Origin of the sequence: Acidovorax sp. HMWF018, assembly GCF_003061035.1 — a bacterium.
Classification (GTDB): Bacteria; Pseudomonadota; Gammaproteobacteria; order Burkholderiales; family Burkholderiaceae_C; genus Acidovorax; species Acidovorax delafieldii.
This window is the reverse complement of record NZ_QAIM01000068.1, coordinates 1-1184: the sequence shown is the minus strand read 5'-3', so window position 1 is coordinate 1184 and position 1184 is coordinate 1. Positions and strand designations below refer to the sequence as shown.

General features: G+C 60.9%; 3 protein-coding genes. 2 read left to right on the top strand and 1 reads right to left on the bottom strand.

The features are described from left to right. The first annotated feature begins 190 nt into the window (after window positions 1-190). Window positions 191-574, top strand: a complete 384-nt coding sequence (locus tag DBR23_RS02410; RefSeq protein ID WP_011805136.1) for a type II toxin-antitoxin system RelE/ParE family toxin — start codon at window positions 191-193, stop codon at window positions 572-574. Then, a complete protein-coding gene (locus tag DBR23_RS02405) occupies window positions 571-900 on the top strand; it encodes a helix-turn-helix domain-containing protein (protein WP_011805135.1) in 330 nt (109 codons plus the stop codon). The genes DBR23_RS02410 and DBR23_RS02405 overlap by 4 nt, the downstream gene beginning before the upstream one ends. A 12-nt stretch (window positions 901-912) precedes the next feature. On the opposite strand, the gene DBR23_RS02400 is transcribed toward DBR23_RS02405, so the two are convergent. Then, window positions 913-1184, bottom strand: a 272-nt coding sequence (locus DBR23_RS02400; protein ID WP_146191200.1) for a tyrosine-type recombinase/integrase, incomplete at its 5' end; no start/stop codon positions are given.

Sequence of the window (1184 nt, the reverse complement as noted above, 5' to 3'; positions counted from 1 at the left end):
GCGCTTCGCGAAAAAAGTTCTTTCAAAAACAACCACTTGTGAATATCTGAATTTCCGGCGCGCCGTCCTTTGCGTGCAGATTGGTGCGCTTTGAGGGTTGCGGCTCCCTTTCATCAGATGTCACCGCCATCGTCCCACCGGGCTCAGTTCGGTTTGACGGTCTATGCCTAAATTGGCATAATCACCACTAATGTCCACCCAGCCGCGCAAACCGCTCAAATGGGTCGGCTCGGCCAAGCGGGATCTGGACGGAATGCCCGAGGACGTCCAAGACGTGTTCGGCCATGCGATCGACCTGGCGCAAGCCGGTGGCAAGCACCCGGACGCCAAGGCGCTGAGCGGGTTTGGTTCCGCCGCGGTTTTGGAAGTGGTCGAGGATTTCCGGAGCGACACGTTCCGGGCGGTCTACACGGTCAAGTTCGCGGGCTGGGTCTATGTGCTGCACTGTTTTCAGAAGAAGTCCAAGAGCGGCATCAAGACGCCGAAGGAGGACCTGGACCTGATCAAGGCACGGCTGAAGGCTGCGGTGCAGGATTTTGAGGCTTGGCAAGCAAAGCAAGGAGTAAAGCGATGAGCCAGAACAGCCACATCACCATCGAAGAAGGCAGCACCAACGTCTACGCGGACCTGGGCTATGCCGACGCTGCGGAAATGCAGCGCAAGTCGCAGCTCGCGGCTGAGATTGCCCGCGCCATCAAGGCGCGACGCCTGACGCAACAGGGAGCCGCCGCGCTGCTGGAAATCGATCAGTCCAAGATCTCCCGCATCACGCGCGGCCAGTTTCGCGGGGTCAGCGAGGCGAAGCTGCTGGAACTGGTGGCCAAGCTGGGGCATGACGTGAAGATCGTGGTCGGTCCAGTACGGCGGCGTGCCGGTAAGATCGAGCTGCAGTTCGCCTGACGCTGCGACCCGTCAAGATCGCCGGGCTGCGAAAGCCTCCCCCATCTCCCGCGCCCGCTTAACCTCGTCGCCGTGCAGGTAGATTGAGGTCGTCGAAATCGATGCGTGCCGCAGGTTGTCGCGCACGGTGGTCAATTCGGCCCCGCGCGCCAATGCATGCGTAGCATGGGTGTGGCGCATCCAATGTGGGCTGGCACGGCGCAGTTTCTCGGCCGTGGCCGGGCTGTCCTTCTCAATGACTTCGGCGACCTTTGTGAAAAAGCGTCGCATCACACTCCACAGCC

What these genes read in the sequence shown, in the direction of transcription:
- DBR23_RS02410 (WP_011805136.1), top strand. Translation starts at nt 191, where the DNA reads ATGTCCACCCAGCCGCGCAAACCGCTCAAATGGGTCGGCTCGGCCAAG.
- DBR23_RS02405 (WP_011805135.1), top strand. Translation starts at nt 571, where the DNA reads ATGAGCCAGAACAGCCACATCACCATCGAAGAAGGCAGCACCAACGTC.